Origin of the sequence: Prosthecobacter sp., from assembly GCF_044227185.1 — a bacterium.
GTDB lineage: Bacteria > Verrucomicrobiota > Verrucomicrobiia > Verrucomicrobiales > Verrucomicrobiaceae > Prosthecobacter.
In genome coordinates this window covers 116,287-140,972 of record NZ_JBGAFO010000007.1, presented here as the reverse complement: position 1 = coordinate 140,972, position 24,686 = coordinate 116,287, and the positions used below count along the sequence as shown (strand labels likewise).

The 24,686-nt window shown below is 60.4% G+C and carries 18 protein-coding genes and 13 tRNA genes; 26 read left to right on the top strand and 5 right to left on the bottom strand.

The annotated features are described in order from the left end of the window. Nucleotides 1–34: 34 nt before the first annotated feature. From ACILSQ_RS17595 to rnhC, 3 genes are all read right to left on the bottom strand, one after another. Nucleotides 35–3,142 carry a c-type cytochrome gene (locus ACILSQ_RS17595; RefSeq protein WP_395744960.1) on the bottom strand — a complete coding sequence of 1,036 codons (3,108 nt, stop codon included), beginning with the start codon at nucleotides 3,140–3,142 and terminating at the stop codon, nucleotides 35–37. Between the two features lie 92 nt (nucleotides 3,143–3,234). Next, on the bottom strand, nucleotides 3,235–3,588 hold the full coding sequence (locus tag ACILSQ_RS17590) for an HU family DNA-binding protein (RefSeq protein ID WP_395744959.1): 354 nt from the start codon (nucleotides 3,586–3,588) through the stop codon (nucleotides 3,235–3,237). Nucleotides 3,589–3,662: 74 nt separating this feature from the next. Beyond that, entirely contained in the window at nucleotides 3,663–4,613 is a 951-nt protein-coding gene (gene rnhC, locus ACILSQ_RS17585; RefSeq protein WP_395744958.1) for a ribonuclease HIII, read from the bottom strand. 69 nt (nucleotides 4,614–4,682) lie between these two features. Here rnhC and ACILSQ_RS17580 point away from each other — a divergent pair, with 69 nt between their 5' ends. The 6 genes from ACILSQ_RS17580 (at nucleotide 4,683) to ACILSQ_RS17555 (ending at nucleotide 8,306) form a co-directional block, all read left to right on the top strand. Next, on the top strand, nucleotides 4,683–5,720 hold the full coding sequence (locus ACILSQ_RS17580) for an A/G-specific adenine glycosylase (RefSeq protein WP_395744957.1): 1,038 nt from the start codon (nucleotides 4,683–4,685) through the stop codon (nucleotides 5,718–5,720). Nucleotides 5,721–5,775: 55 nt separating this feature from the next. Then, the gene (locus tag ACILSQ_RS17575) at nucleotides 5,776–6,711 is read left to right on the top strand and encodes a metal ABC transporter substrate-binding protein (protein WP_395744956.1); all 936 of its coding nucleotides are present in this window, start codon (nucleotides 5,776–5,778) and stop codon (nucleotides 6,709–6,711) included. A gap of 911 nt (nucleotides 6,712–7,622) precedes the next feature. Further along, a tRNA-Trp gene (locus ACILSQ_RS17570) sits at nucleotides 7,623–7,697 on the top strand. Nucleotides 7,698–7,979: 282 nt separating this feature from the next. Continuing rightward, nucleotides 7,980–8,056, top strand: a tRNA-Asp gene (locus tag ACILSQ_RS17565). Nucleotides 8,057–8,065: 9 nt separating this feature from the next. Next, nucleotides 8,066–8,139, top strand: a tRNA-Ala gene (locus tag ACILSQ_RS17560). Nucleotides 8,140–8,227: 88 nt separating this feature from the next. Further along, nucleotides 8,228–8,306: transfer RNA gene (locus tag ACILSQ_RS17555), tRNA-Arg, on the top strand. Nucleotides 8,307–8,406: 100 nt separating this feature from the next. Here ACILSQ_RS17555 and ACILSQ_RS17550 read toward each other — a convergent pair. Next, nucleotides 8,407–9,591 (bottom strand): MFS transporter, encoded by a 1,185-nt coding sequence (locus ACILSQ_RS17550; RefSeq protein ID WP_395744955.1) that lies wholly within the window; start codon nucleotides 9,589–9,591, stop codon nucleotides 8,407–8,409. 341 nt (nucleotides 9,592–9,932) lie between these two features. Here ACILSQ_RS17550 and ACILSQ_RS17545 point away from each other — a divergent pair. From ACILSQ_RS17545 to ACILSQ_RS17475, 15 genes are all read left to right on the top strand, one after another. Next, nucleotides 9,933–10,006, top strand: a tRNA-Gly gene (locus ACILSQ_RS17545). Nucleotides 10,007–10,015: 9 nt separating this feature from the next. Beyond that, a tRNA-Thr gene (locus ACILSQ_RS17540) sits at nucleotides 10,016–10,091 on the top strand. A gap of 353 nt (nucleotides 10,092–10,444) precedes the next feature. Continuing rightward, a tRNA-Ile gene (locus ACILSQ_RS17535) sits at nucleotides 10,445–10,520 on the top strand. 80 nt (nucleotides 10,521–10,600) lie between these two features. Continuing rightward, nucleotides 10,601–10,676 (top strand) — tRNA-Gln (locus ACILSQ_RS17530). Between the two features lie 9 nt (nucleotides 10,677–10,685). Beyond that, nucleotides 10,686–10,760, top strand: a tRNA-Leu gene (locus tag ACILSQ_RS17525). Between the two features lie 6 nt (nucleotides 10,761–10,766). Then, nucleotides 10,767–10,839: transfer RNA gene (locus tag ACILSQ_RS17520), tRNA-Leu, on the top strand. Between the two features lie 10 nt (nucleotides 10,840–10,849). Beyond that, nucleotides 10,850–10,922: transfer RNA gene (locus tag ACILSQ_RS17515), tRNA-Arg, on the top strand. A gap of 11 nt (nucleotides 10,923–10,933) precedes the next feature. Further along, nucleotides 10,934–11,009, top strand: a tRNA-Arg gene (locus tag ACILSQ_RS17510). A 37-nt stretch (nucleotides 11,010–11,046) separates the two neighbouring features. After that, on the top strand, nucleotides 11,047–11,811 hold the full coding sequence (locus ACILSQ_RS17505; RefSeq protein WP_395744954.1) for a hypothetical protein: 765 nt from the start codon (nucleotides 11,047–11,049) through the stop codon (nucleotides 11,809–11,811). Nucleotides 11,812–11,960: 149 nt separating this feature from the next. Then, a tRNA-Leu gene (locus ACILSQ_RS17500) sits at nucleotides 11,961–12,036 on the top strand. Between the two features lie 546 nt (nucleotides 12,037–12,582). Then, a complete protein-coding gene (locus tag ACILSQ_RS17495; protein WP_395744953.1) occupies nucleotides 12,583–13,395 on the top strand; it encodes a hypothetical protein in 813 nt (270 codons plus the stop codon). A gap of 514 nt (nucleotides 13,396–13,909) precedes the next feature. Further along, the gene (locus tag ACILSQ_RS17490) at nucleotides 13,910–15,337 is read left to right on the top strand and encodes a TROVE domain-containing protein (protein WP_395744952.1); all 1,428 of its coding nucleotides are present in this window, start codon (nucleotides 13,910–13,912) and stop codon (nucleotides 15,335–15,337) included. An 84-nt stretch (nucleotides 15,338–15,421) separates the two neighbouring features. Continuing rightward, nucleotides 15,422–16,198: a nucleotidyltransferase domain-containing protein gene (locus tag ACILSQ_RS17485; RefSeq protein ID WP_395744951.1), complete on the top strand. Its 777-nt coding sequence runs from the start codon at nucleotides 15,422–15,424 to the stop codon at nucleotides 16,196–16,198. 258 nt (nucleotides 16,199–16,456) lie between these two features. After that, on the top strand, nucleotides 16,457–17,041 hold the full coding sequence (locus ACILSQ_RS17480; RefSeq protein ID WP_395744950.1) for an HNH endonuclease: 585 nt from the start codon (nucleotides 16,457–16,459) through the stop codon (nucleotides 17,039–17,041). 120 nt (nucleotides 17,042–17,161) lie between these two features. After that, nucleotides 17,162–17,767 (top strand): HNH endonuclease, encoded by a 606-nt coding sequence (locus ACILSQ_RS17475; protein WP_395744949.1) that lies wholly within the window; start codon nucleotides 17,162–17,164, stop codon nucleotides 17,765–17,767. A 72-nt stretch (nucleotides 17,768–17,839) separates the two neighbouring features. Here the strand turns inward: ACILSQ_RS17475 and ACILSQ_RS17470 are convergent, their stop codons facing one another. Further along, nucleotides 17,840–18,757, bottom strand: a complete 918-nt coding sequence (locus ACILSQ_RS17470; RefSeq protein ID WP_395744948.1) for a sugar phosphate isomerase/epimerase family protein — start codon at nucleotides 18,755–18,757, stop codon at nucleotides 17,840–17,842. 129 nt (nucleotides 18,758–18,886) lie between these two features. On the opposite strand from ACILSQ_RS17470, the gene ACILSQ_RS17465 reads away from it, so the two are divergent. The 5 genes from ACILSQ_RS17465 to ACILSQ_RS17445 all read left to right on the top strand — a co-directional run bounded on the left by ACILSQ_RS17465 (nucleotide 18,887) and on the right by ACILSQ_RS17445 (nucleotide 24,680). Further along, nucleotides 18,887–20,137, top strand: coding sequence for an ArnT family glycosyltransferase (locus ACILSQ_RS17465; RefSeq protein WP_395744947.1), 1,251 nt, complete (start codon nucleotides 18,887–18,889; stop codon nucleotides 20,135–20,137). Between the two features lie 122 nt (nucleotides 20,138–20,259). Further along, a complete protein-coding gene (gene wecB, locus ACILSQ_RS17460; RefSeq protein WP_395744946.1) occupies nucleotides 20,260–21,435 on the top strand; it encodes a non-hydrolyzing UDP-N-acetylglucosamine 2-epimerase in 1,176 nt (391 codons plus the stop codon). A 20-nt stretch (nucleotides 21,436–21,455) separates the two neighbouring features. Then, nucleotides 21,456–22,409 carry a polysaccharide deacetylase family protein gene (locus ACILSQ_RS17455; RefSeq protein WP_395744945.1) on the top strand — a complete coding sequence of 318 codons (954 nt, stop codon included), beginning with the start codon at nucleotides 21,456–21,458 and terminating at the stop codon, nucleotides 22,407–22,409. Nucleotides 22,410–22,422: 13 nt separating this feature from the next. Then, nucleotides 22,423–23,232 (top strand): glycosyltransferase, encoded by an 810-nt coding sequence (locus ACILSQ_RS17450; RefSeq protein ID WP_395744944.1) that lies wholly within the window; start codon nucleotides 22,423–22,425, stop codon nucleotides 23,230–23,232. 32 nt (nucleotides 23,233–23,264) lie between these two features. Then, nucleotides 23,265–24,680: an NAD(P)/FAD-dependent oxidoreductase gene (locus tag ACILSQ_RS17445; RefSeq protein WP_395744943.1), complete on the top strand. Its 1,416-nt coding sequence runs from the start codon at nucleotides 23,265–23,267 to the stop codon at nucleotides 24,678–24,680. The last annotated feature ends 6 nt before the right edge of the window (nucleotides 24,681–24,686 follow it).

Below are 24,686 nucleotides of genomic sequence, written 5' to 3'. Positions count from 1 at the left end.
GGCCTTCCGTGGCTGAAGCTGCGGCACACCCGTGCTATTTCTGGAACGCCTTGTCCTTCGCATTACCGCCGCTCATGAGGTAGGCGATGAGATTGAGGAGTTCGTCCTGATTGAGGGTGTTGATGAGGCCGGGGGGCATCATGCTGACCTTGCGGGTGCCTTTTTTGGCGATGTCGCTCTCGTTGATGGCCATCTGGTCATTGGGGGCGAAGGGGTTGGTCATAACGAAGACCTTGCCGTTTTCCTCCACAACGATGCGGCCGATGATGACGCTGCCGTCTTTTTTGGTTATTTCGTGGCTGTCGTACTGGTCGGAGATGACCTTGCTGGGATCAACGATGTTTTCCAGGAGATCACGCATGGTGTAGCGGTTGCCGGAGCCGGTGAGGTCCGGGCCGATGCTGCCGCCCTCGCCATTGAAGCGATGGCAGGTGGCGCACATGATGCTGCGGTACATGGCCTCGCCATTGGCAAAGTCGCGGCCTTTGAGCCCGCCCGCAGTCAGAGCGACGACTTCATCGACGGTCCAGTTTTTGCCGGGGCCTTTGGGGGCGACGTAGTTGGGAATGGAGGTGCTGGCTTCGACCTTGTTGCTGAGCGATTCGAGGGCGGCGACCTCTTCCTTCGGCACAAAGGTGGCCAGGGCGTCCTTGCGGATGTTCTCGATGAAGCCTTTGAAGCTGTTGCCGCCCTTCCAAGTGCGGGCGCGGGGGAACCAGGAGAAGAAGGTCTTGCGGTGCTCTGGCGTCCAGCCGGCAGTGGCATTGCGCAGGGCAAACATGTAGCTGATCTGCTGCGCGTTCGGGCGGCTGCCGGCGGCGGCGCGCGCGGCATTGGCGTAGCCGTCATTGCGGCTCAGCACGGCGTCCGTGGTCACTTCCTGGAAGTCATCTTTGGCGGTGGCCATGAGCGCCAGTGTCTTGGACACGACCGTGGGTGAATCAATGGCGACGAGGATCTGGCAAAGCTCGCGATTCAAATAAGGGTTCTCCACGGGATAGAAAGCGTCGAGCGCCGTGGCGATCTGGGAGCAGATGTCTGCGTCCGGCTTGCCCAGGCGGATCAAGATGAGCTCCAGCGCGCGCAGGGCGGCGAGCTGCTGGTCGATGGTGAGCTGGGCACCCACGAGTTTGCCCAGGGAAAGCAGCATGCGGCCTTCCAGCTCGACGTTTTCGGGAGACACAGGGCTGATGGGTTCCGAGGAGGTGCCGGTAGGCTTCGCCGCGGGCCTGCCCCCTTCGTGGCCGGCTTTGGCTCCTGTGACGCGGGCGAGTGCGATGAGTCCTTCGATCAGCGCGACCGGGTTTGTTTCGGCCAGGACTTTTTCACGCCAGAGATCGACGGGGAGTTTTTCGAGGATCACACGGGCGGCATAGCGCAGGTGGCGGTCGCTGTTGCTGAGGTAGGGCCATGCTTCTGCCAGGGCTTTGCTGGTATCCACTTTGCCGGTGTGGAAGGCCTCCAGCGTGGCGCGGAGCTTGAAGTCCTCGCCGAGAGGCAGCGCTTTGGCGGGGGCGGTGGATTCATCGCCGACGTAAGTCACGCGATAGACGCCGGACTGGGTCTTGCGGCCGCCGACGGCGAAGTACATGGCACCGTCCTGCGGATGGATGACGACGTCGGTGAGCGGCAGGGGCTTGCCGAAGACGAACTCTTCCTTGGTGGCGGCGTAGCTGGCGCCTTTTGCTTCAAGGTTGATGGCCCACATGGTGCCGTAGGTCCAGTCGTTGATGAAGACGGCGTGCTGGTATTTGGCGGGAAACTTTGCGCCAGTGCCAGCGACGACGCCGGTGGGGCTGCCGGGGCCGATGTCGAGCGTGGTGGGCAGGGAGTCGGGGTAATAGTTGGGCCATTTGCCGCTGCCGCTGCGCCAGCCGTAGTCCGCGCCACTCACGCAGTGGTTCACGCGGGTGGGGCGGTACCAGGGGCTGCCGATGTCCCACTCCATGTCGGCGTCATAGGTGAAGAGCTGGCCCTGGTCGTTGAAGCAGATGTCGAACTCATTGCGGAAGCCGTAGCAGAAGAGCTCCAGGCCGCTGCCATCCGGATTCATGCTGCAGATGTAGCCGCCGGGGGCCAGGATGCCGCGCGCGTGGCCGTTCGCGTCCCACATGCGCGGGAGGATGTGGTCTTCACCCCAGATTTTGGCCGGGCGGCTGTCTTCCAGGCCTTCGGGCAGCTTGGTGTGGTTGCCGCAGTTGAAGAAGATGCGCTTGCCATCCGGGCTCACGGTCATGCTGTGCAGGCCGTGTTCGCCACCGCCGGCCATGGTGTGGAGTTTGGTGATCTTGTCATACTGATCGTCACCATCGGAGTCCTGCACGCGGTAGAGACCGTTGTTTTTGCCGTCTTCATTGACCATGACGTAGAGGCTGTCGAAGGCGGCCAGCAGGCCGTGGGCCTTGCCGAGCTGGACGGCGAGTTTTTCCGGGTTGAGGTCTTCGGTTTTGCCCACAGCGGGCACGCTCATGCGGTAAATGCTGCCGTACTGGTCGCAGGCGATGAGGCGGCCCGTTGGGTCCACCGTGAGGGCCACCCAGGAGCCTTCCTGGTCTTTGGGCACGTTGTAAAGCTTCTCCACCTTGAAGCCTTTCGGCACGGTGATCTCGCTGGCGGCGATGCTTTCTGCCGGGCCGCCGCCGCCTCCACCCGCTTTGACATCCAGAGCGAGTCCCCAGGGGCCTTTGCCATAGTCGCTGATCACGAGGGCGGGCTGCCAGGCGGCGGAGCCTGCCTTGGAAGCCTCCCATTTGTCCGTGGTCTCCACAATAATCGGCTTGTCATTGGGCAGGTTGATCGTCAGGCGCGCGATGAGAGCCGCCACTCCGCCCTTGTTGCGGGCATTCACGATGATTTCGTTCTGGGTGCCGGGCTTGAGGTCCTTGCTGACATCGGCCTTCGTGGGCTCCTGCCAGTCCGGGTTGGAGAGCACCTTTTTGCCGTTGAGGAGGGCCTCAGCCCCGTTGTCACAGGTCAGCTCCAGCAGGGCGGACTGCACCTTGGCCGGCACATCAAAGCGGTAGCGGAAGGTGACCTGGGGGTCCTTGTCGCCGTTTTTGGAAAACCAGATCCACTGGGGGGCAGCGGAGACGGTGGTCAGCAGGGAGGCGAAAACGAGCGTGGAGAGGAGGCGAGGCGGCATGGTGGGCGGAAAGTACGCTCCAAACTAGCCGACGTTGCAGTCGAATCGCCAAAGCTTTCTGACCGGCTGCGCGCGGCGCGGAGGGGGAGCGATCAGAGCTGGCGTGCGTTGAGCCCGGCGCCGTTCACGGGCTGGCCGTCATGCAGCTTCTGCACCGAAAGCGCCGCCACACGGGACTTGAGCTCCTTGCTGGGCTTGAACCGGACGACACAGCGGTCCGGAATCATCACCTCCGAGTTTGGCTGCTTGGGGTTGCGGCCGATTTTGCCACGTGCCACACGGAGGTCAAAGGTGCCAAACGTGCGCAGCGTGACCTCGTTTCCTTCGGCCAGATTCTTCGAGACCAGCTCCATAAAGGCTTCCACCATGGCCAGTGTGTCGGCATGCTTGATTCCTGTTGCGTTACTGAGTTCCGCAACCAAATCTTTCTTGGTGATCGTTGTCATAATGCGTGTGACTAGCGAGACGTTTAGCGAGGTGCAACTAATTTCTGCGCCGAATTATCATCTCTACCTACGATTTATCCAGCGGGTTTATTGGAATGATCCGAAACTGACCGGGACAGAACCTCAGAAGAAGTCCGGAAGTGCATCTTGCAGAGGGCGGGCAGGAGGTCGTTTCCATGCTGCTGCGCCAAACTGGCGGCCGCCTGCTTCACCACCGGGGAGACCCCTTTGGGCAGTTCCAGGCTGAACTTCTGGCTCTGGGACTTCAGCCAGCCCACGAAGGCCTCGCGTGCCAGGATGGAGGCGGCGGCCACTGCAGGGTCGCTTTCGGCCTTCGTACGCTGGACGAGTTCGATTTCTCTTCCCCGGGTCTGGAGGGCGCGCTGCAGCACTGCGGGATTGGCGAACTGGTCTGAAATGGCCCGGGGGCAGCCGGGGACGCGTTCCAGAAGATTCTCGATGATCCTGGCATGGCCCCAGGCCAGGAGCCGGTTGAGGTTTCCGAATTTCTCATAGAGCTCGTTGTAGCGGGCGGGATGGATGGAGATGACCTCCCAGGCTAGGCCGGGAACTGCGCGAATGTCCCCCGCAATCTTGAAGATGCGCTCGTCGCTGCTGATGCGTTTGCTGTCCACAGCACCGATGTCGCGCAGGCGGCGTGCCACATTCCCATCCACATAGACACCGGCGATGACCAGCGGGCCGAAGAAGTCGCCCTTGCCACTTTCATCCACGCCGATGTGGGGCTGGAACATTTCCGGATTATGCACCTCTTCATAGCCGAGCTTTGCTTCTCCCAGCACCTCGGGTTCAAGCAGGTGGGTGATGAAATCCTCGGTCTCCTTTCCCTGCACGACGATTTTGGGGCCCTTTTCATACACGCAGACGTTCACCTTTGACCTGGCGGCAGCGTAGAGGCAGTAGGGCTTGGTTTGAAACTCAAATCCGCGCTCCTCCAGCAGCGTGCGCAGCTTCGCCGCCTGAAGGGCGGTCAGCGCATGGGTGTAACTGGTGAGTGCCGGCATGCGAGACTTTAAACGCAAGCCTGGCGAAAGACTCATGAAAAATGCAGCGGATGAGCCATAAATGAGGAGATGCCCCCCACGCCTGCCAGTCTGAATCCCTCAGCCATTGCCACGGAACTCGTGAACTGGTTTGGCAGCCACGCGCGTGACTACCCCTGGCGGCGCACGCGGGATCCCTACGCCATCCTTGTGTCCGAGGTGATGCTGCAGCAGACGCAGATTTCGACGGTGCTGGACCGGGGTTTCTACGCCCGCTGGCTGGAAAAGTTTCCCGATTTTCAGACCCTGGCGGCGGCGCGCGAAGAGGAGGTGCTGAAAACCTGGGAGGGCCTGGGCTACTACCGGCGGGCGCGCAATCTTCAGCGCCTGGCCCAGGAGGTGATGGCGAAACATGGCGGGGTGTTTCCCCGTGATCATGCGACGATACTCGCGCTCCCCGGTGTGGGGCCCTACACGGCGGGGGCCGTGGCCAGTTTTGCCTTTGGCCTGGCGGTGCCCATCGTCGATGGCAACATCGCCCGTGTGCTGGCGCGCCTTTGCAATGATGCGACGCCGGTGGACTCCACCGCAGGAGTGAAGCGTCTGTGGGAGCGCTCCAACGCCATCGTGGAGGCCACGGACGATCCGCGCGCGCTGAACTCGGCGCTCATGGAGCTTGGCCAGACGTACTGCACGCCCACGAAACCTGCCTGTGATCTCTGCCCGGTGCGGGGCCAGTGCCGGGCGCTGGAGCCCGAGACGCTGCCCGTGAAACAGGCGCGCCAGCAGATCACCGCAGTGACGGAGCGGGTCATTTTCCTTCGAAATGAGAAGGGTGTGCTGCTGGAGCTGGAGACCGGAAAGCGCCGCACCGGCCTCTGGAAGCTCCCTGCGCTGGCCGCCGCAAATGCCGATGCACCACCGCCCGTCCTCCTGCGCATGCAATACGGGATCACGCGGTATAAAGTCACGCTCTGGGTGCATGAGCCGGACGGTCAGACAAGTGCGTGGCCTGACACTCATCGGGTGATCCCTTTCGGCGAACTTGAGTCCACGCCGATGCCTGCGCCGTATCGTAAAGCGTTGAATGATCTCCTCCAGCGTGGAGAGTTCCGTCTCGGTGCCTGAATTGTCAGTTTGCCATTGACCGCCGATGCCCTACCAGATGCAATCACCCCTTTTTATGAAAATGCGTTTCTTTCTCTTCTCCTGCCTTGCCATCGCCCTTGCGGGCTGCAAACCCGCGGCGGAAAAAACCGGCGAGCCTGCGGCGGCGGCTCCGACGCCTGCGAAGTCGGGCAAGCCGCAGGTGCTGGTGGCGAACTATCCGCTGCAGTACTTTGCGCAGCGCATCGCCGGTGACGCCGTGGAGGTGCGCTTCCTGGCTCCGAAGGGGGAGGATCCGGCCTTCTGGCAGCCAGACGAGGCCGCCATCACGGCCTTTCAAAACGCCGACCTCATCCTCATGAACGGCGCCAGCTATTCCAAGTGGGCGGACAAGGTCACGCTGCCGGAGTCCAAAGTGGTCGATACCTCGGCTGCCTTTGGCAATAACTTGATCGAAGTGCGCGATGCCACCACACACAGCCACGGCCCTGGTGGTGCGCACAGCCACAATGGCACCGCCTTTACCACCTGGATCGACTTCAACCAGGCCGCTCTGCAGGCGCAGGCGGTGAGCGATGCACTGTCCAAACTCGTGCCCGGGGCCAAAGACAGCATCAGCAAGAACACGGAGGCGCTGAAAGAGGAGCTGGAGTCTCTGGACGAACGCATGAGCGCGCTCAGCCGGCACCTGGTGCAGCATCCGCTGGTGGCTTCGCATCCGGTGTATCACTATCTCGCACGCCGGTACGGGCTGGATTTGAAATCCGTTCTCTGGGAGCCTGACACCGTGCTCGATGACGTTGCGCTCAACGATCTCAAAGGCATCCTGGCCGGACATCGCGCCCGCTGGATGATCTGGGAGGGGCAGCCCAGCAAGGACAGTGTCGAAAAACTCGCGGCGCTGGGGCTTCAAAGCGTGGTGTTTGATCCCTGCGCGAACGTGCCGGACAGCGGTGACTTCATGAGTGTGATGAAAGCGAATGTGGAGGCAATGGAAAAGGCCTTTCGCTGAGATGTTTGGGTTTTAGGGAAGAAATGCGACCCGAAAACTGACGGTATAAGAAAAAAGTGGAATATCGTGTTGACGGCCTAACAAGGCCGTGTCATGATCCGTTACCTTCAACACAAGCCATGAACACCAACCGGACACATCTTAACTCAACCGCGCTGATTCTGCGTCGCGGAGAGTCCGTGTGTGCGAGATTGGGTTATGGCTTTATGCCGGCCGCCAAAGCACAAGAGTGGAGTCTCCCGATAAAGAGACATGACGAGCAGGGCGCTCTGACGCCCCATTAGGCCCCGAAGGCCAGTTTCCGAAGGAAGCCCTGCTCGCCCACTCCAAGGCAGCAGGGCTTTTTCTTTGCCTGCGTGACGAACCCACAACCCATTTTCCTCAATCATTGATTCAACCCGCGGTCGCCTGACCGCCACCCCATAGCATAAAAAACCCCGGCATCCGCGCTAACGGAAACCGGGGCCAGGCCAGCCAAGCTGACTCCGGGAGGAGTCGTTTAGAAGACGCCGAGCAAGACCTGCCAACAGGTTTGCACCCCTCCTACCGAATGTCAACAAAAGCAGCCATTGAATACGCAATATTCCTACGCCGAGGCGAGGAATACGGGGATTTTCTGTCCCTTTTTGACATCACGAAACGGCTTCCCTGGGAGGTGTGCCATAAACACCGAAACATCCGCCGTGAAATACCTGCGGGTGCGACGCCAGCGATGGAGTGACCTTCACTCCATCCCGTGCGTGGCAGCGGTGTTCGTTCTTTATTTGGCAGATCACCTCACAAGCTGAGGCTGATCTGCCATTCAAGGGCACGGAGCACGGCAAAAGTGGTGTGATACTCTGTGGGAGAGAGTGGTGAATGGCCGACTCCGTGTCCTTGAATGGCAGAACATGATGATTCTCCAATAAGATACGGCGGTGGCAGACAAGCAATGCACGGGCCTCCAAAACCCGAAGATGTGGGCGCGATACCCACCCGCCGTGCCATTTATTCCAAATCGAGAACGCGGCGGTAGATCGTTAAAGAGGCGACCCGGGCTGTAAACCCGATGCTCATAGAGACCACACGGCGCAATACCGTGACGCCGCACCATTTTCCAAATGCAGGGAGAGCCAGAGCTCCGTCCGGTCTCATAAGCCGGGCTTGACGGGTGCAACTCCCGGACCTGCATCCAATTTCAAACATGGGCTTGTAGTGTACAAGGCGCACAGCTGGGCGGCACCCAGCAGGAGACGGAGCGTTACCGTCCTCGTCCACCATCTTCATAAGGTTCGTTAGCTCAGTCCAGTAGAGCGCCCGCTTGTCGAGCGGAGGGTCGCGGGAGCAAAGCCCGCACGGACCGCCAAATTTTCATGGGACCGTAGTGTAGAAGAAGCACGGCTGGTTTGCACCCAGCAAGAGACGGAGCGTTACCGTCCGGCTCCACCATTTTAGAATCCCCTGTGAGGTAAAGTAGCCTGTCGGCCTGTTAAGCCGATCGTTATGGTGCAAGTCCATGCCGGGGAGCCAGTTTCATGCCCGCAAGGTGTAACAGACATTGCATACGCCGCTTCTAACGGCCGTGGTTCCAGGTGCGAGTCCTGGTGTGGGCACCATTTATTAAAGGAGCACGTCCGGCACAGACGAGGAAACGGTCTCGAAAACCGCTGCGCCCTCTAAAGGCGTCCAGAGTGCGATTCTCTGGTGCTCCGCCAATTACGATTGTCTGCGATCCGAGCGCAGCAGCGCTTCGTGTATCAGCAGCAGACCGCAGGCCATGGCTACGGTGGCAAGGCTCACGGTTTCCAGACCTCGCGTCTGTGCCAGCCATCCACAGGCGCTCGGAAACAGCGCGGCTCCAACCATGGCCGCGCTGACCTGAAAACCGATGGCGTGGGCTGCACGCGCTTTGCCCAGACGCTGTGGCGTTCGGGTCATGAGGCAGGGATAAATGGAAGCCAGACCCAGACCCACCAAGGCAAGCCCCCCTTCAGAGAAAGGCAGCCTGGCCGCAAACAGGCCCGTGCCGATCATCGCGGCCAGCATGCTCAGACGCAGCAGGCGGTCGATGCCCAGCCGCTCGACGATAAAACCAAAGACCACTCGACCGGTGGCGAGGCTGGCCCAGTAAATCGTGACCCACATTCCGGCGGCTTCCTTGCTCATGCCGCGTGCTTCCGTCATCACGGTGAAGCTCCACTGCCCGACCGTCACTTCGAGGCCGGTGTAGATGAAAAAGAGCGCCACGTGCGTCCACACGCCTGCATGCTGCAGTGCTCCGAGCATGCCCACCGAAGCTTCCTCTTCGTGCGTCGTGCTTGTGGTTTGACCCGGAATGTCCCAAAGCTTTCGGGTGTGGATGAAGAGCCCTGTTAGCAAAAGGAGCAGAGTGCCCACTGCCGCATAACCTGCGCGCCATGAGCCCATGGAAAGCATGAAGGTCATGATCAGCGGCCCGAGGGTGGCGCCGATGCCATAGCAGGCATGGAGCCAGTTCATGTGCCGTGGCGAGAAATGATTCGCCACGTAGTGGTTTAGCCCGGCATCGATGGCCCCGGAACCAAGCCCGTGCAGCAGTGCGCAGGCGGCAAACAAGATCCACACCGGCGCGACGGCATAACCCAGTGCACTCGCCGCCACCAGCAGGCTGCTGCCTGCCAGCAGAGCTCCGATGCCAAACGACTTGAGCAGTTTTCCCGTGAGCAAGCCGGAAACAAAGTAGCTCGCTCCCGCACCGAAGAAGATCCAGGCGATCTCGCTTTGCTGTCGTCCGAAGAAATCCCGCACCGAAGGCCAGGCCACGCCAATCAGAGTGTCCGGCAACCCGAGGCTGATGAAGCCTAGGTAAGCCGTCACCAAAAGAAGGCGGCGGGAAATCGTTGGAGAGTTGGAGTCCTGCATTTGTGACCCAGAAGTCTGATGCAGAACCTACGCATGTCGCCGCCACCTTGCGTGCAGTCTCTGGCTACAGCCATATTCTTTTCATCCCTCTGTAGCTCAACAGCAGAGCAGCCGGTCGATAACCGGCAGACCGTGGAGCGTCACCACGCCGAGGGACCATTCTTTATTTTGTTAACGCTGGATGGCTTAGACAGATGAGCGGCGGACTGAAGCTCCGCACAGGTTGGCGCGCTACCAACTCCAGCGACCATTTTTCAATGCGGCATTGATGTAACAGTAACATGCGAGTCTTCCAAACTCATCACGTCGGGGCAGCACCGACATGCCGCACCAGTTTCAATGTGGTCATCGTCCAGCAGCAGGACGCAGCTATGCCAAGGCTGAAACGCCGGTGCAAGTCCGGCTGACCGCACCATTTCCAAACTCCTCCGTGGCCGACTTAGAAAGGCACCGATCTTGTAAATCGGACTATGTGAGCGCGAATCTCACCGGAGGATCCATTTCAAGACATCCTTCATAGTGTAACTGCAGCATTCTTCGTTGTGAACGAAGCGGTGCCGGGGCGGATCCGGCTGAGGGAACCAATTTCAATATCGGATACGAGAGAGCCAGCAGCACTCGCTTGCCTTGGAAGCAAGAGCAGCCCGGGGCAGCACCGGGGTATCCGACCATTTTCATTCGTGCGCACGGCGAAGTCGTCGAGCCGGTGGTTTGCAAGTCCACATGACCCGGTGCGAGTCCGGGGCGCACGTCCACTTTTTTATCGGATACGAGAGAGCCAGCGAACTCGCTTGGTTTGGGACCAAGACAAGCCCGGGGCGGCACCGGGGTATCCGACCACTTTTGTTTCAATTGGTCTGTAGCTTAACAGTCAGAGCGTCGGGCTCATAACCCGGAAGGTGCTGGTGCAATTCCAGCCGGACCGACCATTTCCATTTTTAAAGCATGGTGAAGTGAGCCCGGCACACGAATTGATTTCGTGACGCCCGCTCCACGCCCATGCCAACACAGCCTTGTAGCTCAATCAGCAGAGCATCCGCCTTTGAAGCGGAGAGTTGGTGGTGCGAATCCACCCGAGGCTTCCAGTTTGAAATGCCCATGTAGTCCAATGCAGAGACAACCGTCTCAGAAGCGGTCCAGTGCAGGTGCGAGTCCTGCCATGGGTGCCATTTTATGCCTGCGTAGTCCAACAGCAGAGACAGCCGTTTCAAAATCGGTCTGGTGCGAGTGCAACTCTCGCCGCAGGCACTTTCATCATGTCTCCGTAGCTCAGCAGATAGAGTGGCTGATTACGAATCAGCAGGCCGCAGGTGCAATCCCTGCCGGAGACACTTTTTTCAATGCTCCCGTAGCTCAATGTATAGAGCGCCGCGCTTCGAACGCGGAGGCTGGAGGCGAAACTCCTTCCGGGAGTGCCATTTCAACAATCATCGATAAATACCCAAACACCACCCATTGAAAACCCAACAAGACATTCAAGAAAAGCATCTGCTGGCACTTGATCGTGAGCGCAGGAAGCTTTGGAGGCGCCTTCCTGAAAAAGTGTCCTTGAAGCGCCCTGTGCAGCGCGGCTGGATGCGCTGCTATTTCCTCACCAACGCAGCCAAGCAACGGTCTGACGCCGCCGTGCTCGAAGCCATTCTCAAGGAGATCAATGTGATCAGATATCACTGGAAGCGTAGTTTTGCGCCTACCAAGCGGCGTCGTCGTCACCAGATGCAGCAGTTGGATCAGCCGCTGCAGCGCATCAAGCCATGGCGCAGGCGGCGAAGCAATTTTCCAGCCGAATGGAAACGTTACTTCATGGTGGAGCGTGTCTTTCGGAAACGTGCCTGGGAGCACACGTGGCGCTTTCGCTGGCCGCAGCTTTTCGAACTCAAGGTGGTTCCTCGCATGATCCGTGAACTGCCAGTGCTCGATTCAGAGGGCGACTCGAGGCTCAGTGAAATCGAAGGCATTCTGCTCCATCCAAAGCGTGCAGGACGCTTGCACAAGCTGCTCGGGGTTCGCCGCTGGAAGGACTCCGCCACGCGGCGCCGGCTGCTCGAGCGTCTGGCGCAAAAACGCATGCGTGCTGCCATCGCCGGTGATGTGGAGGCAGAGAAGACGGCATATGACAGTGCCGTCTTCTCTGCCTCCGCACCCACGTGGGAAGCCTTTATGCAGCTCTCTTTCAACAAGGAACGTCAACCGGACCAGCGGGCCGGGACTCGGTGCTAACGAGATCGTGCCGCCATCGCGCGGCATGAGGAGCATGTCCTCGGCGTTCCGCCAATTTTTCAAAGCCCACGAATGCAAAGTCGTCGCGCGACAGGTCCTTCAAATCTGTCTTAGCGGGTGCGAGTCCCGCCGTGGGTGCCATTTTCAAAGCTCATGTAGCCCAACAGCAGAGGCGCGACGTCGAGAGCGTCGTCAGTGCGGGTGCGAATCCTGCCATGAGCACCATTTTCTGCATGGACGAGAGAATCACGAAGCAGAGAGCCTCAAAGAAAATGAATCCGGGCTCCATTCTCCTCCTCTCCATGATTTTTCGGTCCAAAGCTTAGACAGCGAAGCAGCCGGCTTTTAACCGGCATAGCAGGGTGCATGTCCCTGTGGACCGACCATTTTTATTCCACGCCTGTTGGTGAAACAGCATCACATCTGGCTTACATCCAGAAATCGAGGGGGCAGCACCTTCACGGGCGATCATGGTCTTTGCGGCAGTGAGAGCGGAGTTCCTTCGTAGCTCATCGGTAGAGCACTTGTTTTACGCAAGTGGCAGCAGGTTCGAGTCCTGCCAAGACCGCCGGGAAACCGGCTGTTCAACGGCTCTGCTCAATTTTCTCCGCATTTCCCCATTTTAAAACCCATCCAATCCTATGAAAACGCATACCAACTAGCCTGCGCATCTTCCCGCCGGTGTCACCTTTGTTTGGAAGATCGCTGCCACATCCGTTCAGCGTGCCCGTTTGCGGGCAGATCGTACGGATGATGATTCGATCCTTCTTTATGAAACTCGAACATCTCGAACGTGCGTTTGAATCCATCGGTGCACGGCTTCGTGTGGAGGCTCCGGTCCGTGGCCGGAATGCCACCTCGGGATATTCGCTCGACATCGGACATGACCGTCACGGACAGTTCTTCGCCCTGCGTGGTGATGAGGCGAGCCTTGCGGAGGTGGAGTTCTCCCTGCTGAACAAGCAGGAGGACAACCGCCACCTGCTGCTCCTTGTGAAAAACGAGGCAAGCAAACGCAAGGACCGCTTTCTGTGCGGTCACGATGAGCGCGAATGGTTTGTCGCCGCCGTTCCAGGCACTGCATCCACCGTGGTGCAGGCCAAGGAGGCGCTCAAGCCAGCGCCCGTGCGCGAGGCGCAGGCTCGCAAGAGCTTGAACTCGCGCCAAGCCAACACCCGTCACAACGCAGCCTTTCGCCGTCAGGGCGAATGGTTCTTTGTGCCGGTGGAAAAACAGATGGTCGTGGACCCCAAGCTTATCCTGCGGCATGAGCCCATCTCACGCGGAGGCGGCAGCAAGCCGCACCTCGTGGAGCAGCTCTACCGCACCGGCGGCGAATTCGTCTATGTGCATCAGCAGTATCCACGCGGACTCACGCAGAAGCAGTATGAAAACCTGCTGCTGCGACACCCGGCGGCCAAAAGCTGGCCGTGGCGGCAGATGCGCCGAAACCCTGGCGTGTATGCCCGTGGTGCCGTGCGTCATCCTGACCACGCCACCATCGTGCTTCACGACTGGTGCCGGGTGCTGATGAACGAGGAGCATCTTGCTCCTTCGCGCAGGAACCTGGTCTTCCTCGACTGATTCAATCCAACACGTTCAAACACTCGCGTGTGCGGCATGCCCATCGGTGTGCCGCGCACGTCCTTTTCTTTTCTCCAATTTCGCGGCAGTGAAGACAGGATTTCTTCGCACGAAAAACGAACTAAAACGCGATTGCCCATGAGTTGGGGGTCGGTGAAAACTGATCACGGGTTCGATTCCCGGCTTTCTTAGTTAGAGCCTGTCTGCTTTTCTCCGTGAACATTTTTTGGGGCAGTGAGACTGAAGTTACTTCGCCGGTTCAACTCCGACTTGTTCCACCAATAGGGGCAAACGCTCTGTGGAAGAGCATTCCAGCCACGTGCAGGCCATGTCCTTGGCTGGATTTCCCTTCGGTCACTTTTCTCCCCAAATCTCCTTTCCGAAATCCAGCACCTTATGCGGCAGCGATGCCGGGGTTACTTCGGGAGCCGGTCTGCTCGCAAGGGCGCCGGCGGCTTATCACGGGCCGTCTCCCTGGCAAACTTCCTCCGCATTCCGCCACCCAGATATCATCATGAAATTCAACTTCCTCAAACAGCGCCCACGTGCCGACACGCTCAACCTCGCGGGTGGCGAGGCGTTCACCGAAACGCCCAAGCTCGAGCTGGCTTCGCTTATGCTCACGTCCATGCTCAAGGATGAGTTCTACCGCAGCGCTGATGCCACGGCAAACCGGCTGCGCGAACTCATCGCTGCGCAGAGCGACAAAGTGTTCGTGGCCAAGGCGGCGCTCTATGCCCGCAAGCAGGCAGGCATGCGCAGTGTGAGCCACCTCACGGCGGCCGAGCTGGCGAAAAGCGTGAAAGGCCATTCGTGGACGGCGCGGTTTTATGACCGCGTGGTGCACCGTCCAGATGACGCCATCGAGATCCTCGCTTGCTATCAGGGTGCGCATGGCAAAACGATTCCGAACTCGCTCAAGAAAGGGCTGGGCCGCGCGCTCTCGCGCTTCGACGAGTATCAGCTCGCGAAATACCGCAAGGACCGCGCCGAGCTCTCTCTGGTCGATGTCGTGAACCTCGTTCACCCACCTGCCACGGAGGCTTTGGGAAAGCTCGTCAAAGGCACGCTGGCCGCCGCTGAAACTTGGGAAACCAAGCTCACGCAGGCCGGTGCTGCGGCGCGGAATGACGACGATCTCGCTTTGCTCAAACGTGAGGCCTGGTCGGAACTCATCCGCACGCGGAAGCTGGGCTACTTTGCCCTGCTGCGAAACCTGCGCAATGTGCTCGAAGCTGCTCCGGAAGCCGTGAATGAGGCCCTGGCGATGCTGCGCGATGAAAAACTCATCCGCAAATCGCTCGTGCTGCCATTCCGTTTCCAGACAGCGCTCGAAGCTGTGCAGGCCAGCAACCTGCCACGTGCCGCCGATGCCCTGGCTGCCCTCAGCGATGCTGTGGACATCTCGCTCGCGAACGTGCCTGCCTTTCCAGGTCGCACGCTCGTCGTGCTGGATGGTTCCGCATCCATGATCGGTCGTCCTCTGCAAATCGGCTCGCTCTTTGCCGCCACGCTGCTTAAGGCCAACGATGCCGACATTGTGCTCTTCAGCGACAGCGCCAAATACGTCACGCTGAACAAGCGCGACAGCACGCTCTCGCTGGCCAAATGGCTGGAAGGCCAGGCACAGTCCGCGGGCACCGACTTTCACTCCATCTTTCAGTGCGCAGACCGGGCGTATGACCGTGTCATCATCCTCTCTGACATGCAGGGCTGGGTGGGACACCACACGCCCGTGGACACGTTCCGCCGCTGGAAGGAGCGCCACCGCTGCGATCCCAAAGTGTTCAGCTTTGACCTGAACGGTTACGGGTCTCTGCAGTTCCCAGAGCGCCAGGTTTGCTGCCTGGCGGGCTTCAGTGACAAAACACTGGAGACTCTGAAGCTGCTGGACTCCGACCCAGGCGCGCTGATCCGCACGATCGAAGCCGTGGAGCTTTAAGAAAGTGTGCGCCCCACACTCGTGCGCCGTCCTTCACGGGGCGGCGCACTTTTCATTTTCACTCATCACTTTTCATAAACACTCATGACTAACAACCCCGTCTCCGAGCGCGTCCGTGGTGCGCTCACCCGTCTCGAAGCCGAGCAAAACGTCCGCGTGCTGTATGCCTGCGAAAGCGGCAGCCGTGCGTGGGGCTTTGCCTCGCACGACAGCGACTACGATGTGCGCTTCCTCTACGTACACCGCCGCGAATGGTACCTCTCCATCGAGAGCCGGCGCGATGTGATCGAAGAGCCTCTTTCCGAAGAGCTCGACGTGAGCGGCTGGGAACTGCGCAAGGCGCTGCGTCTGCTGCGGAAGAGCAATCCGCCGCTCCTCGAATGGATGAAATCCCCGGTCGTGTACCATCACGACCCGGACTTCACCCGCGAGTTCGAGGAGCTGGCTGCGATGTTCTATTCGCCGCTGCGCTGCTTCGCGCACTACCTGCACATGGCCTCCGGCAACTGGAAGGGCTATCTGGAAGGCCGAGATCAGGTGAGCCTGAAGAAATATCTCTACGTCTTCCGGCCTCTGCTCGCCTGCCGCTGGATCGAGCGTTCGCTCGGCCAGGTGCCCATGCTCTTTCAGGAGCTGGTGGATGCCGTGCTCGAAGAGCCCGAAGTCCGCGCCGCCCTGGAGGCGCTGCTCGCCCGCAAACGTGCCGGCGATGAGCTCAGCAAGTCCGCGCCCGATGCCGTGCTCTCGCGCTTCATCGTGACGGAACTGGCGAGGCTCAAAGCGCTGAGCGATCCCGGGGACAGCCTGGGCGACCTGGATGAACTCGACATCTTCTTCCGGCGATACGCGCTGAAGAATTAGCAGACGATCCATGCCTACCGGCAGCCTGGAAAAAGCATCCCTCCTTCCAGGCTGCCATTTTTTCCACAAGAACGAACACCGCTGCCGGGAGGACCGTGCTCATTTGCCGGCTCGAATGACGAAACCAGAATGAGGAATGACGAATCAATGACCAAGTCTGAATGGCGCACACGCTTCGGGCTTCGGCATTGGGGCTTCATTCGTCATTCGAAATTCTGGTTTCGTCATTTCCCGCTTCGCCCAGCTCCTTTCCACCCTATGCAAGACATCCTCAGCAAATCCACCATCCTCGTGCTCAACCGCAGCTGGCAGGCCATCGGCGTGAAAACGCCGCTGGAGGCCTTTGGCATGATCGCCACGGGGGCGGCCACAGCGCTGGACATCGAGACGGGCGGAAACATCCGCCCGGTCACATGGAAGGAATGGCTCACGCTGCCGGTGCGGGACGGGGACAACGCCATCGGCACCGTGAACGGGCTGGTGCGCGTGCCCTCCGTGCTGGTGCTGGCCCGCTATGACAAGGTGCCGAAGAAACGGCCCAAGTTTGGCGTGCGCGGCATCTGGGAGCGCGATGGCGGCCTGTGCCAGTACACCGGCCGCAAGCTGCGCCCACACGAAGGGAACATCGACCACATCGTGCCGCTCTCCCGTGGCGGACCCACCTCCTGGGAAAACTGCGTCCTCGCCGACAAGCGGGTGAACAGCCGCAAAGGCAACAAGCTGCCCGAAGAGGCCGGCCTGAAGCTGCTGCGACGACCAGCCGTGCCGCGGGAACTGCCTGTGACCCAGCTGATCCGCAACACGCACCAGGTGCGCGATTGGGAGATGTTTCTGGCCGAATGAACCGATGCCGCCGGGTTTCCCACCCCGGCGGCATTTGGCCTATTCGGGCGGGGAAACGATCTTGGCACTTGGCAAACGGCCAAGACTCGCCGTGCCGAAATTCCAAATCAGGAGCTGTGCATGAATGAAACGTTGACCAAAACGACCGTACTGGTGCTGAATCGGCACTGGCAGGCCATCGACTCTAAAACGCCCATGGAGTCCTTCAGCATGATGGCAGCGGGCAATGCGACCGCGCTGGACATCCACGCCGCAGGAGACATGAGACCCGTCACATGGGAGGACTGGCTGAAACTCGAAGTCAGGGAAGGGGACAACAGCATCGGCACCGTTCATGGGCCCGTGCGGGTGCCCTCCGTGCTCGTGCTGGCCCGCTTTGACAAAGTTCCCAAGCGCCGCCCGAAATTCTGCGCCAAGGCCATCTGGGAGCGCGACGGTGGCATGTGCCAGTACACCGGCCGCAAGCTGCGCCCGCATGAGGGAAACATCGACCACATCATCCCCGTCTCCCGCGGCGGCCTGAGCAACTGGGAAAACTGCGTGCTGGCCGACCGCAAGATCAACAGCCGCAAGGGCAACAAGCTGCCTGAAGAAGCGGGGCTGAAGCTTCTGCGCCGTCCGTCAGTGCCGCGTGAGATTCCGGTGACCCATCTGATCAAGAACCACCACCGCGTGCGTGACTGGGAGATGTTTCTCTCGGGCGCGACGGGGGTGTTTGAGGTGTAAACAAGGAGAGGGGGACTCTGTCCCCCTCTCGTTAGAATTTTGAATGGGGGTCGGAGACCCCCAATCCTTGGTTCAGTCCAGCTTGGCGCCCACCTTCTTCAGGATGGCTTCCAGCATGCGGCCATACTTGATGTAGCTGTCGTACTGCTCCTTGGCCTTCTGCTCGGGGGAGAGATTGTCCGCGGCACCGGGACCGTGGAAGACGACGGCCACGTGGGGCTCGATGCTGATGTGGCCGTTGTAGCCGGTTTCCACCAGATCCTTCATGATGCGCTCGGTCTGGCCTTCGCCTTCGCCGGGGAAGGTATAGACAGCGTCGTTCTTGGCCTTGTCCCAGATGCCGTCTTTGACGTGCACGTGGGCCATGAAGGGCTTGATGGCCTGGTACATTTCCCAAGCGTCCTGCTTGTGGCCGGGCTTGTCGCGGTCGTCGATGAAGACGGGGTTGCCGGTGTCAAAGACCCACTTCATGCCGGGCACGGCTTCGGCCATGCGCTTCACGTAGCTGGGGCTCATGCCGCCCCAGTTCATGCAGTTTTCATGCAGCACGGTGATGTCGGCGTCGGCAAAGCGCTTGTTGATTTCCGTCATGCGCTTGATGCGCTCCGGGGCAAACTGCTCCTCCAGGTCCTTGCCGCCTTCGTCCTTGCACACGGCGTAGCTCATCACGCGGATCATCTTCGCACCGAGGCGCTGCATGCGCGGGATGGCGCGGCCGATTTCAGCCTCGGTGATGCTGAAGTCGTCGGTGATTTTTTTGGCCCAGTTGCCGATGAGGGAGCCAAAGCCGCTGACCTTCATGTTCTTCTCCGCCAGACGCGCGACCACTTTGTCGAAGGTGGCCTCGGGGATCTCATGGAGATTGCCCTTCACGCCGTCAAATTCGACGATGCGGGACTCGATGCTGTCCCAGCCGAGTTCCTGGTGGGCCTGGATTTGCACATCCAAGGATGCGCCTGCTTCGTCTGCGATGCCGGTGAGTTTGATCATGGTCGGATGGGGGAGGGGATACGGGTGGGCGGAATTGATGGATGCAGAGCGCCGGAGCGCAAGGAGCAGTTCAACGGAGGAAGGACGGTTCTTTTTGACAAAAGGCCCCTGTGGAGCGGACGGTACCGGATGTCTCCAACCGAATCGTCCACCCGGCGCCTCGAACGGCTGCTGTTCTGCGGCACGCTCGTCCTTTACGTCGTGGTCACCTTCCTGGCGCACCGGCCTGATTTGATCTGGGACGAGGGGCGCTACCTGTGGTTTGCGGAGAATCTCACGCAGGGCTTTTACGTACCGCCTGACCAGCCGGACCTGCTCAACGGCCCCGGCTACCCGCTCGTGCTGGCACCCCTGGTAGCTATGAAGGTGCCGCTGCTGGGAATGCGCCTGCTGAATGCGCTCTTCATGGCGCTGGCGGCGTGGTTCAGCTTTCGTGCGGTGCTGCCCTATGCTGGCAGGCGCTGGGCCCTGGGCGTGGCCCTGGTGACGGCGCTGCACCCGAATCTGGTGCGCACAGCCCCCTATCTGATGACAGAAGCGCTGGCCGTGTGCTGCGTGGCGGGTTTTGCCTGGGCATTCACGGCGGCCCTCCGGGCAGAGAAGTGGCGCTGGGGACCGGTGCTGGGCGCGGCGCTGGCCTTTGGCTGGCTCATTCTGGCGCGGGTGTTCTTTGGGAATGTGCTCATGGCCGCCACGGCCTTCCTGCTGGTGGGAGTGGCGCTCTGGAAAAGCCTGCGCGGAAAACTACTGCGGGCGCTGGGAGTGATGGCGCTGACCTTTGTCGTGTGCATCCCCTGGCTGGCCTACACCAAGTCAAAAACCGGGGACACACTGTGCTGGTCCACCAATGGCGGGGAGCTGCTGTACTGGGCCACCAGCACGCGCGAGGGCGAAAACGGGCACTGGTTTTCCGAAGAGGATGTGGAGGTCATGCCTCAGCTCATTGCCAGTGGGCACCGCGATTTTTACAGGGCGAATTTCCACCTGCCGGTGAAGGAGCGTGAGGCTGCGCTGAAGAAGAAGGCCATGGAAAATCTCAGGGCGAATCCCAAAGGGGTGGTGAAAAACTGGATCAGCAACTGGTGCCGCCTCCTGTTCGGTTTTCCACGCTCCTACCTGCCGGAAGAGCTGGTCACCATCGTGCTGGTGTTGGTGAACGGGCCGATTTTGCTGCTGGTTTTAGCCGCCATCGCCCTCAGTGTGAAGTACTGGCGGGTCATTCCCTTGGAAATCGGCCTGCTCGCAGGGCTGACGTTCATCTATCTGGGAGGAACCAGCTTACTGCCCGGCCTGCCCCGTTATACCGTGGTGGTGTGGCCATGGATTGGCCTTGGATTGGCGGCGGTGATCCCTCGGCATCTACGTCTAAGGGTTGAATAAGAGTTGAGAGTTTTCTCTGCCAGTTTCTTAAAATTGAGCAGTTTAACAGAATGAAAACGCAAAAAGGATAATTTCCATAAAATAAGCTTGCCTATCATAAAGCGTGGTTTATCATGGTAATTATGAAATTGGCAAACAGTTCCGGTCTCACGCCCTCTAAAGTTCTCATCTGCCTCGGCACACGTCCTGAACTGATCAAATTTGCGCCGATGATCAAAGCACTGGAAAACCGGGGTGCCAGCTTGGTGACGGTCAACACCGGGCAGCATACGGATCTGTTGCAGCCCCTTTTTGAGCTGTTCGGCATTCGGGCTCATCACAATCTGGAGGCCATGCGGCCTGGACAGAGCTTGAACGCTCTCGGCGGTCGTTTGCTGGACCGCCTGGACCCGGTGCTGGAGGCTGAAAAGCCTGACCTGGTGCTGGTGCAGGGAGACACCGCATCCGCCGTGATGGGGTCCCTGTCTGCTTTCAACCGTGGCATCCCTGTCGGGCATCTGGAGGCCGGGCTGCGTTCCGGCAATCCACTGAGCCCGTTCCCGGAGGAAATGTACCGCCGCCTGGTGGGGCAGATCGCGGGCTATCACTTTGCCGCGACCGAGCGCAACCGCCGCACGCTGCTGGCGGAAGGTGTGGCCGCCGATTCGATCCATCTGGTGGGAAACACCGTGGTGGACGCCCTGCGCCAGACCCTCGCGCAGCGCCGGCCGAGCAAGACGGTGGAGCTGATGCAGCAGTGGGCCGCCGGAAAGCGCCTGGTGCTGGTGACGACGCACCGGCGCGAAAACTTTGGCGAAACCATGAGCCAGCACCTGCGGGCGCTGCGTGAGTTCATCGAGAGCCAGCCTGATCTTTGCATGATCTTCCCGGTGCACCCCAATCCGAACGTGCGCGCCGCCGTCGCCGAGCAACTGGACCACCATCCGCGCATCCGCCTGACGGACCCGATGGGGTACTGCGACTTCGTTCACCTGCTCTCGGGAGCCTGGCTGATTGTGTCTGACTCCGGCGGCATTCAGGAAGAAGCCACCGCGCTGGGAAAGCCGATGATCGTGCTGCGCGAGAACACCGAACGCCCCGAAGCTGTGGAATGCGGCGTGGCGCGTCTGGTGGGGGAATCTCCCGAACGTCTGCGCGACATGCTGCGCACCGCCTTGATGGACGAAGTCTGGCATGCGAACGCGAGCCGCTCCCGCGATGTCTTCGGCGACGGCCGCACCGCCGAGCGCATTTGTGATCTGCTGCTCGGAGTTCCGGATCAACGCGCCGCCTCCCAGCCGCTGCGCATGGCCGCCTGAATTTCATCCATTCTCGCACCATGAAGCCTGCCGCCAGCATCTCGCTCGATCTCGACAATCTCTGGAGCTACCTGAAGACTCAGGGTGCGCCAGGGTGGGAGAGCTTTCCGAGCTATCTGGACCGGGTGGTGCCGCGCATTCTGGAATCACTGGACCGCTGTGGTCAGCGCATCACGTTCTTCATTGTCGGCCAGGATGCGACGATGGAGTCCAACCGCGCCGCCCTGAAAAGCATCGCTGATGCGGGGCATGAAGTCGCCAATCACTCCTTCATGCACGAGCCCTGGCTGCACCTTTACAGCCGGGAGCAGCTTCATCAGGAAATCCGCGATGCCGAAAACGCCATCGCCGCCGTCACCGGGAAAACGACGCAGGGCTTTCGCGGGCCTGGCTTCAGCACTTCGCCGCTGGTGCGTGATGTGCTCGCCGAGCGTGGCTATGCCTACGATGCCTCCATTTTCCCGAGCGCCCTCGGCCCGGTGGCGCGGCTGTTTTTCTTCTTGAACTCAAAGCTCTCCGCTGAGGAGAAAGCGCAGCGCAAAGGCCTCTACGGCAAGTTCAGCGACGCCTTTGGCACGCTGCGTCCCTTTGCATGGGAAAACGGCCTTATGGAAGTGCCGGTGACCACGATGCCGCTGCTGCGCCTGCCCATGCACACGACCTATCTGATGTTCCTGGCGCAGAAGTCGGAATGGCTCGCAAAATTTTACTGGAACAGCGCCGTCACGCTCTGCCGTGTTCGCGGTGTGGCGCCTTCACTGCTGTTGCATCCCACGGATTTTTTGGATGAGCGGGATGTGCCTCAGATGGGTTTCTTTCCGGGAATGAAACTGGCGGCGGAGAAAAAAATCGCGCTCGTCGAGCACACGATCCGCAGCCTGCAGCAGCACTGGCAGGCCGGCACCATGGATGAGCACGCCGCCTCCGCCGCCGGCCGCGCTCCCCTTCCACGTCTTTTCACACAAACAGCCTGATTCCACCCACATCATGAAAACACCGACCCAAGTCAACGACATCGCCATCGTCCTTCCCGCCTATAACGAGGAGAAAGATCTGCCTGTGCTGCTGGAGAACATCCGCACCAAGCTGGCGGACATGCCTTTCAAATACACCGTGGTGGTGGTGGACGACGGCTCCAAGGACCGCACGGCGGAGATCGCCCGTGAGGCGGCGAAGATCATGCCGCTGCAGCTCATCCAGCACGAGGTGAACAAAGGCCTGGGCGAAGGCATTCAGACCGGACTGCGCGCGGGGTGGCACATCGGTGATGTGGTGGTCGTCATGGATTCCGACAACACGCACGATCCCATCTACATCCAGGACATGGTGAAGGTGATCCAGGAAGGGGACGCCGATGTGGTCATCGCCTCCCGCTTCCAGGCGGCCAGCGTGGTGCAGGGGGTGCCCTTTTTCCGCCAGGTGCTGAGCTGGGGCTGCTTCCTCATGATGAAGACGCTGCTGCCCTACCGCAATGTGCGCGACTACTCCACCGGCTTCCGCGCCTACCGCAGTCTGACGCTGGGCCGTCTCATCAAGAACTCCGGCAGCCGCTTCATCGAGGAGTCCAGCTTCGCCTGCATGCTGGAACTCCTTCTCAGCCTGCGCTGGGTGGGCGCCCGTGCGGTCGAGATTCCCTACACGCTGCGCTATGACCTCAAGGTGGGCATCAGCAAGATGCGCATCCTGCGCACCATCCGCCGCTACTTCAATGTCATCGGCAAACACTGGGCCAAGGACGTGCTGCCGCAGGCTGAAGAACCTTCGCTCAGCGAACTGCGCGCTCAGCTCCGTGCCTGATCCAATCAACGGCTGCTTTTGTGTTCACCTCCATGAATTCGCACCCCAAATCAATCGCCGTTCTCGGCGGCGGCATCTCCGGTCTCACCTGCGCGTTGCGTCTCGCACGGGAGGGGCATCGGGTCACCTTGATTGAGGGTTCGGAGCAGCTTGGCGGTCTGGGCACGTTTTTCGAGCATGAGGGCCGCACGTTTGAAAAATTCTACCATTGCATGCTGCCTAGCGACGGTCCGCTGCTCCGGGTGCTCGAGGACCTCGGCATCCGGGAAGAGGTGTACTGGAAGCCCACCACTTTCGCCTATGCGCATCAGGGGCGGTTCTTCCCGCTCAATACCGCGCTGGACCTGCTGAAGTTTGTCCCGCTGCGTTTCATCGACCGCATTCGTGTGGGCATCACCGGCCTGTATGGGCGCCTCGTTTCAGACAGGGGCCTAGACAGCGTCACCACAGTGAAATGGCTCACCCGCCTCTCGGGCGCGCGCGCCTTTGCCAAGTTCTGGCAGCCCATGCTGGAGGCGAAATTTGGAGATCGCTATCACGATGTGCCCGCACTCTGGTTCTGGACCCGTTTCAATCGTGAAAAGGGGGAGTCCAAGGGGGAGTGCAAAGGCTACATCAAAGGCGGCTACAAGCGCATCACTGATGCCTTCGCGCGTGTGCTGAATTCGTTGGGCGGTGAAATCCGGCTCAACACGGCTGTGCAGGCCGTGGATCTGGATGCGGAGGGACGAACCTCCGTGACCACCGCTGCCGGCACCGAATCCTTTGATCAGCTTGTCATCACTCTGCCCACGCCTCAGGTGGAAAAACTCATCGGCCCGGCCATGCGCCAGGAGATGCCGCAGCTCGACACGACAACCGACTATCAGGGCGTGATCAACTGCCTGCTGTTCCTCAAGAGGCCGCTCACGCCGCATTACTGGGTGGCCACCCCTGAGAGCGAGCACCCGTTTGATGGCGTGGTGGAGACGTCCACGCTGACCGACCCCGCAGACCGAGGGCCGCGCCATGTGGTGTACCTCACCAAATACATGCACCGCAGCGATGAGCGCTTCACAGCGAGCGACGAATGCATCCGCGCCTACTGGATTCCCGCGCTGCAAAAACTCTTTCCGCAGCTTCAAGACACCGACATCGAAGCCGCGCAGGTCTTTCGCGCGCCTTTTGTCGAGCCGATCTACAAGCTCGGCCAGATGCAGCTTCGGCCGCCGGAAGAGCTGGTGCATGGCAAGGTCTATCTGGCCAACACCGCCCAGGTCTATCCGGTCGTCACCTCCTGGAATGGCAGCGTCACCCAGGCGGAGCGCACCCTGGCCGCCATGGGCGTGGGCCCTTCCGTGCGCACCCATGGGGAGGCAACCACGATCAGCGCCCGCACCACGGAACTGAAGCTCGCCAGGCCTCTGGCCAGTGCACAGCCACTGCGCCCGGCCGTGGCCAAAACCTGACCACGG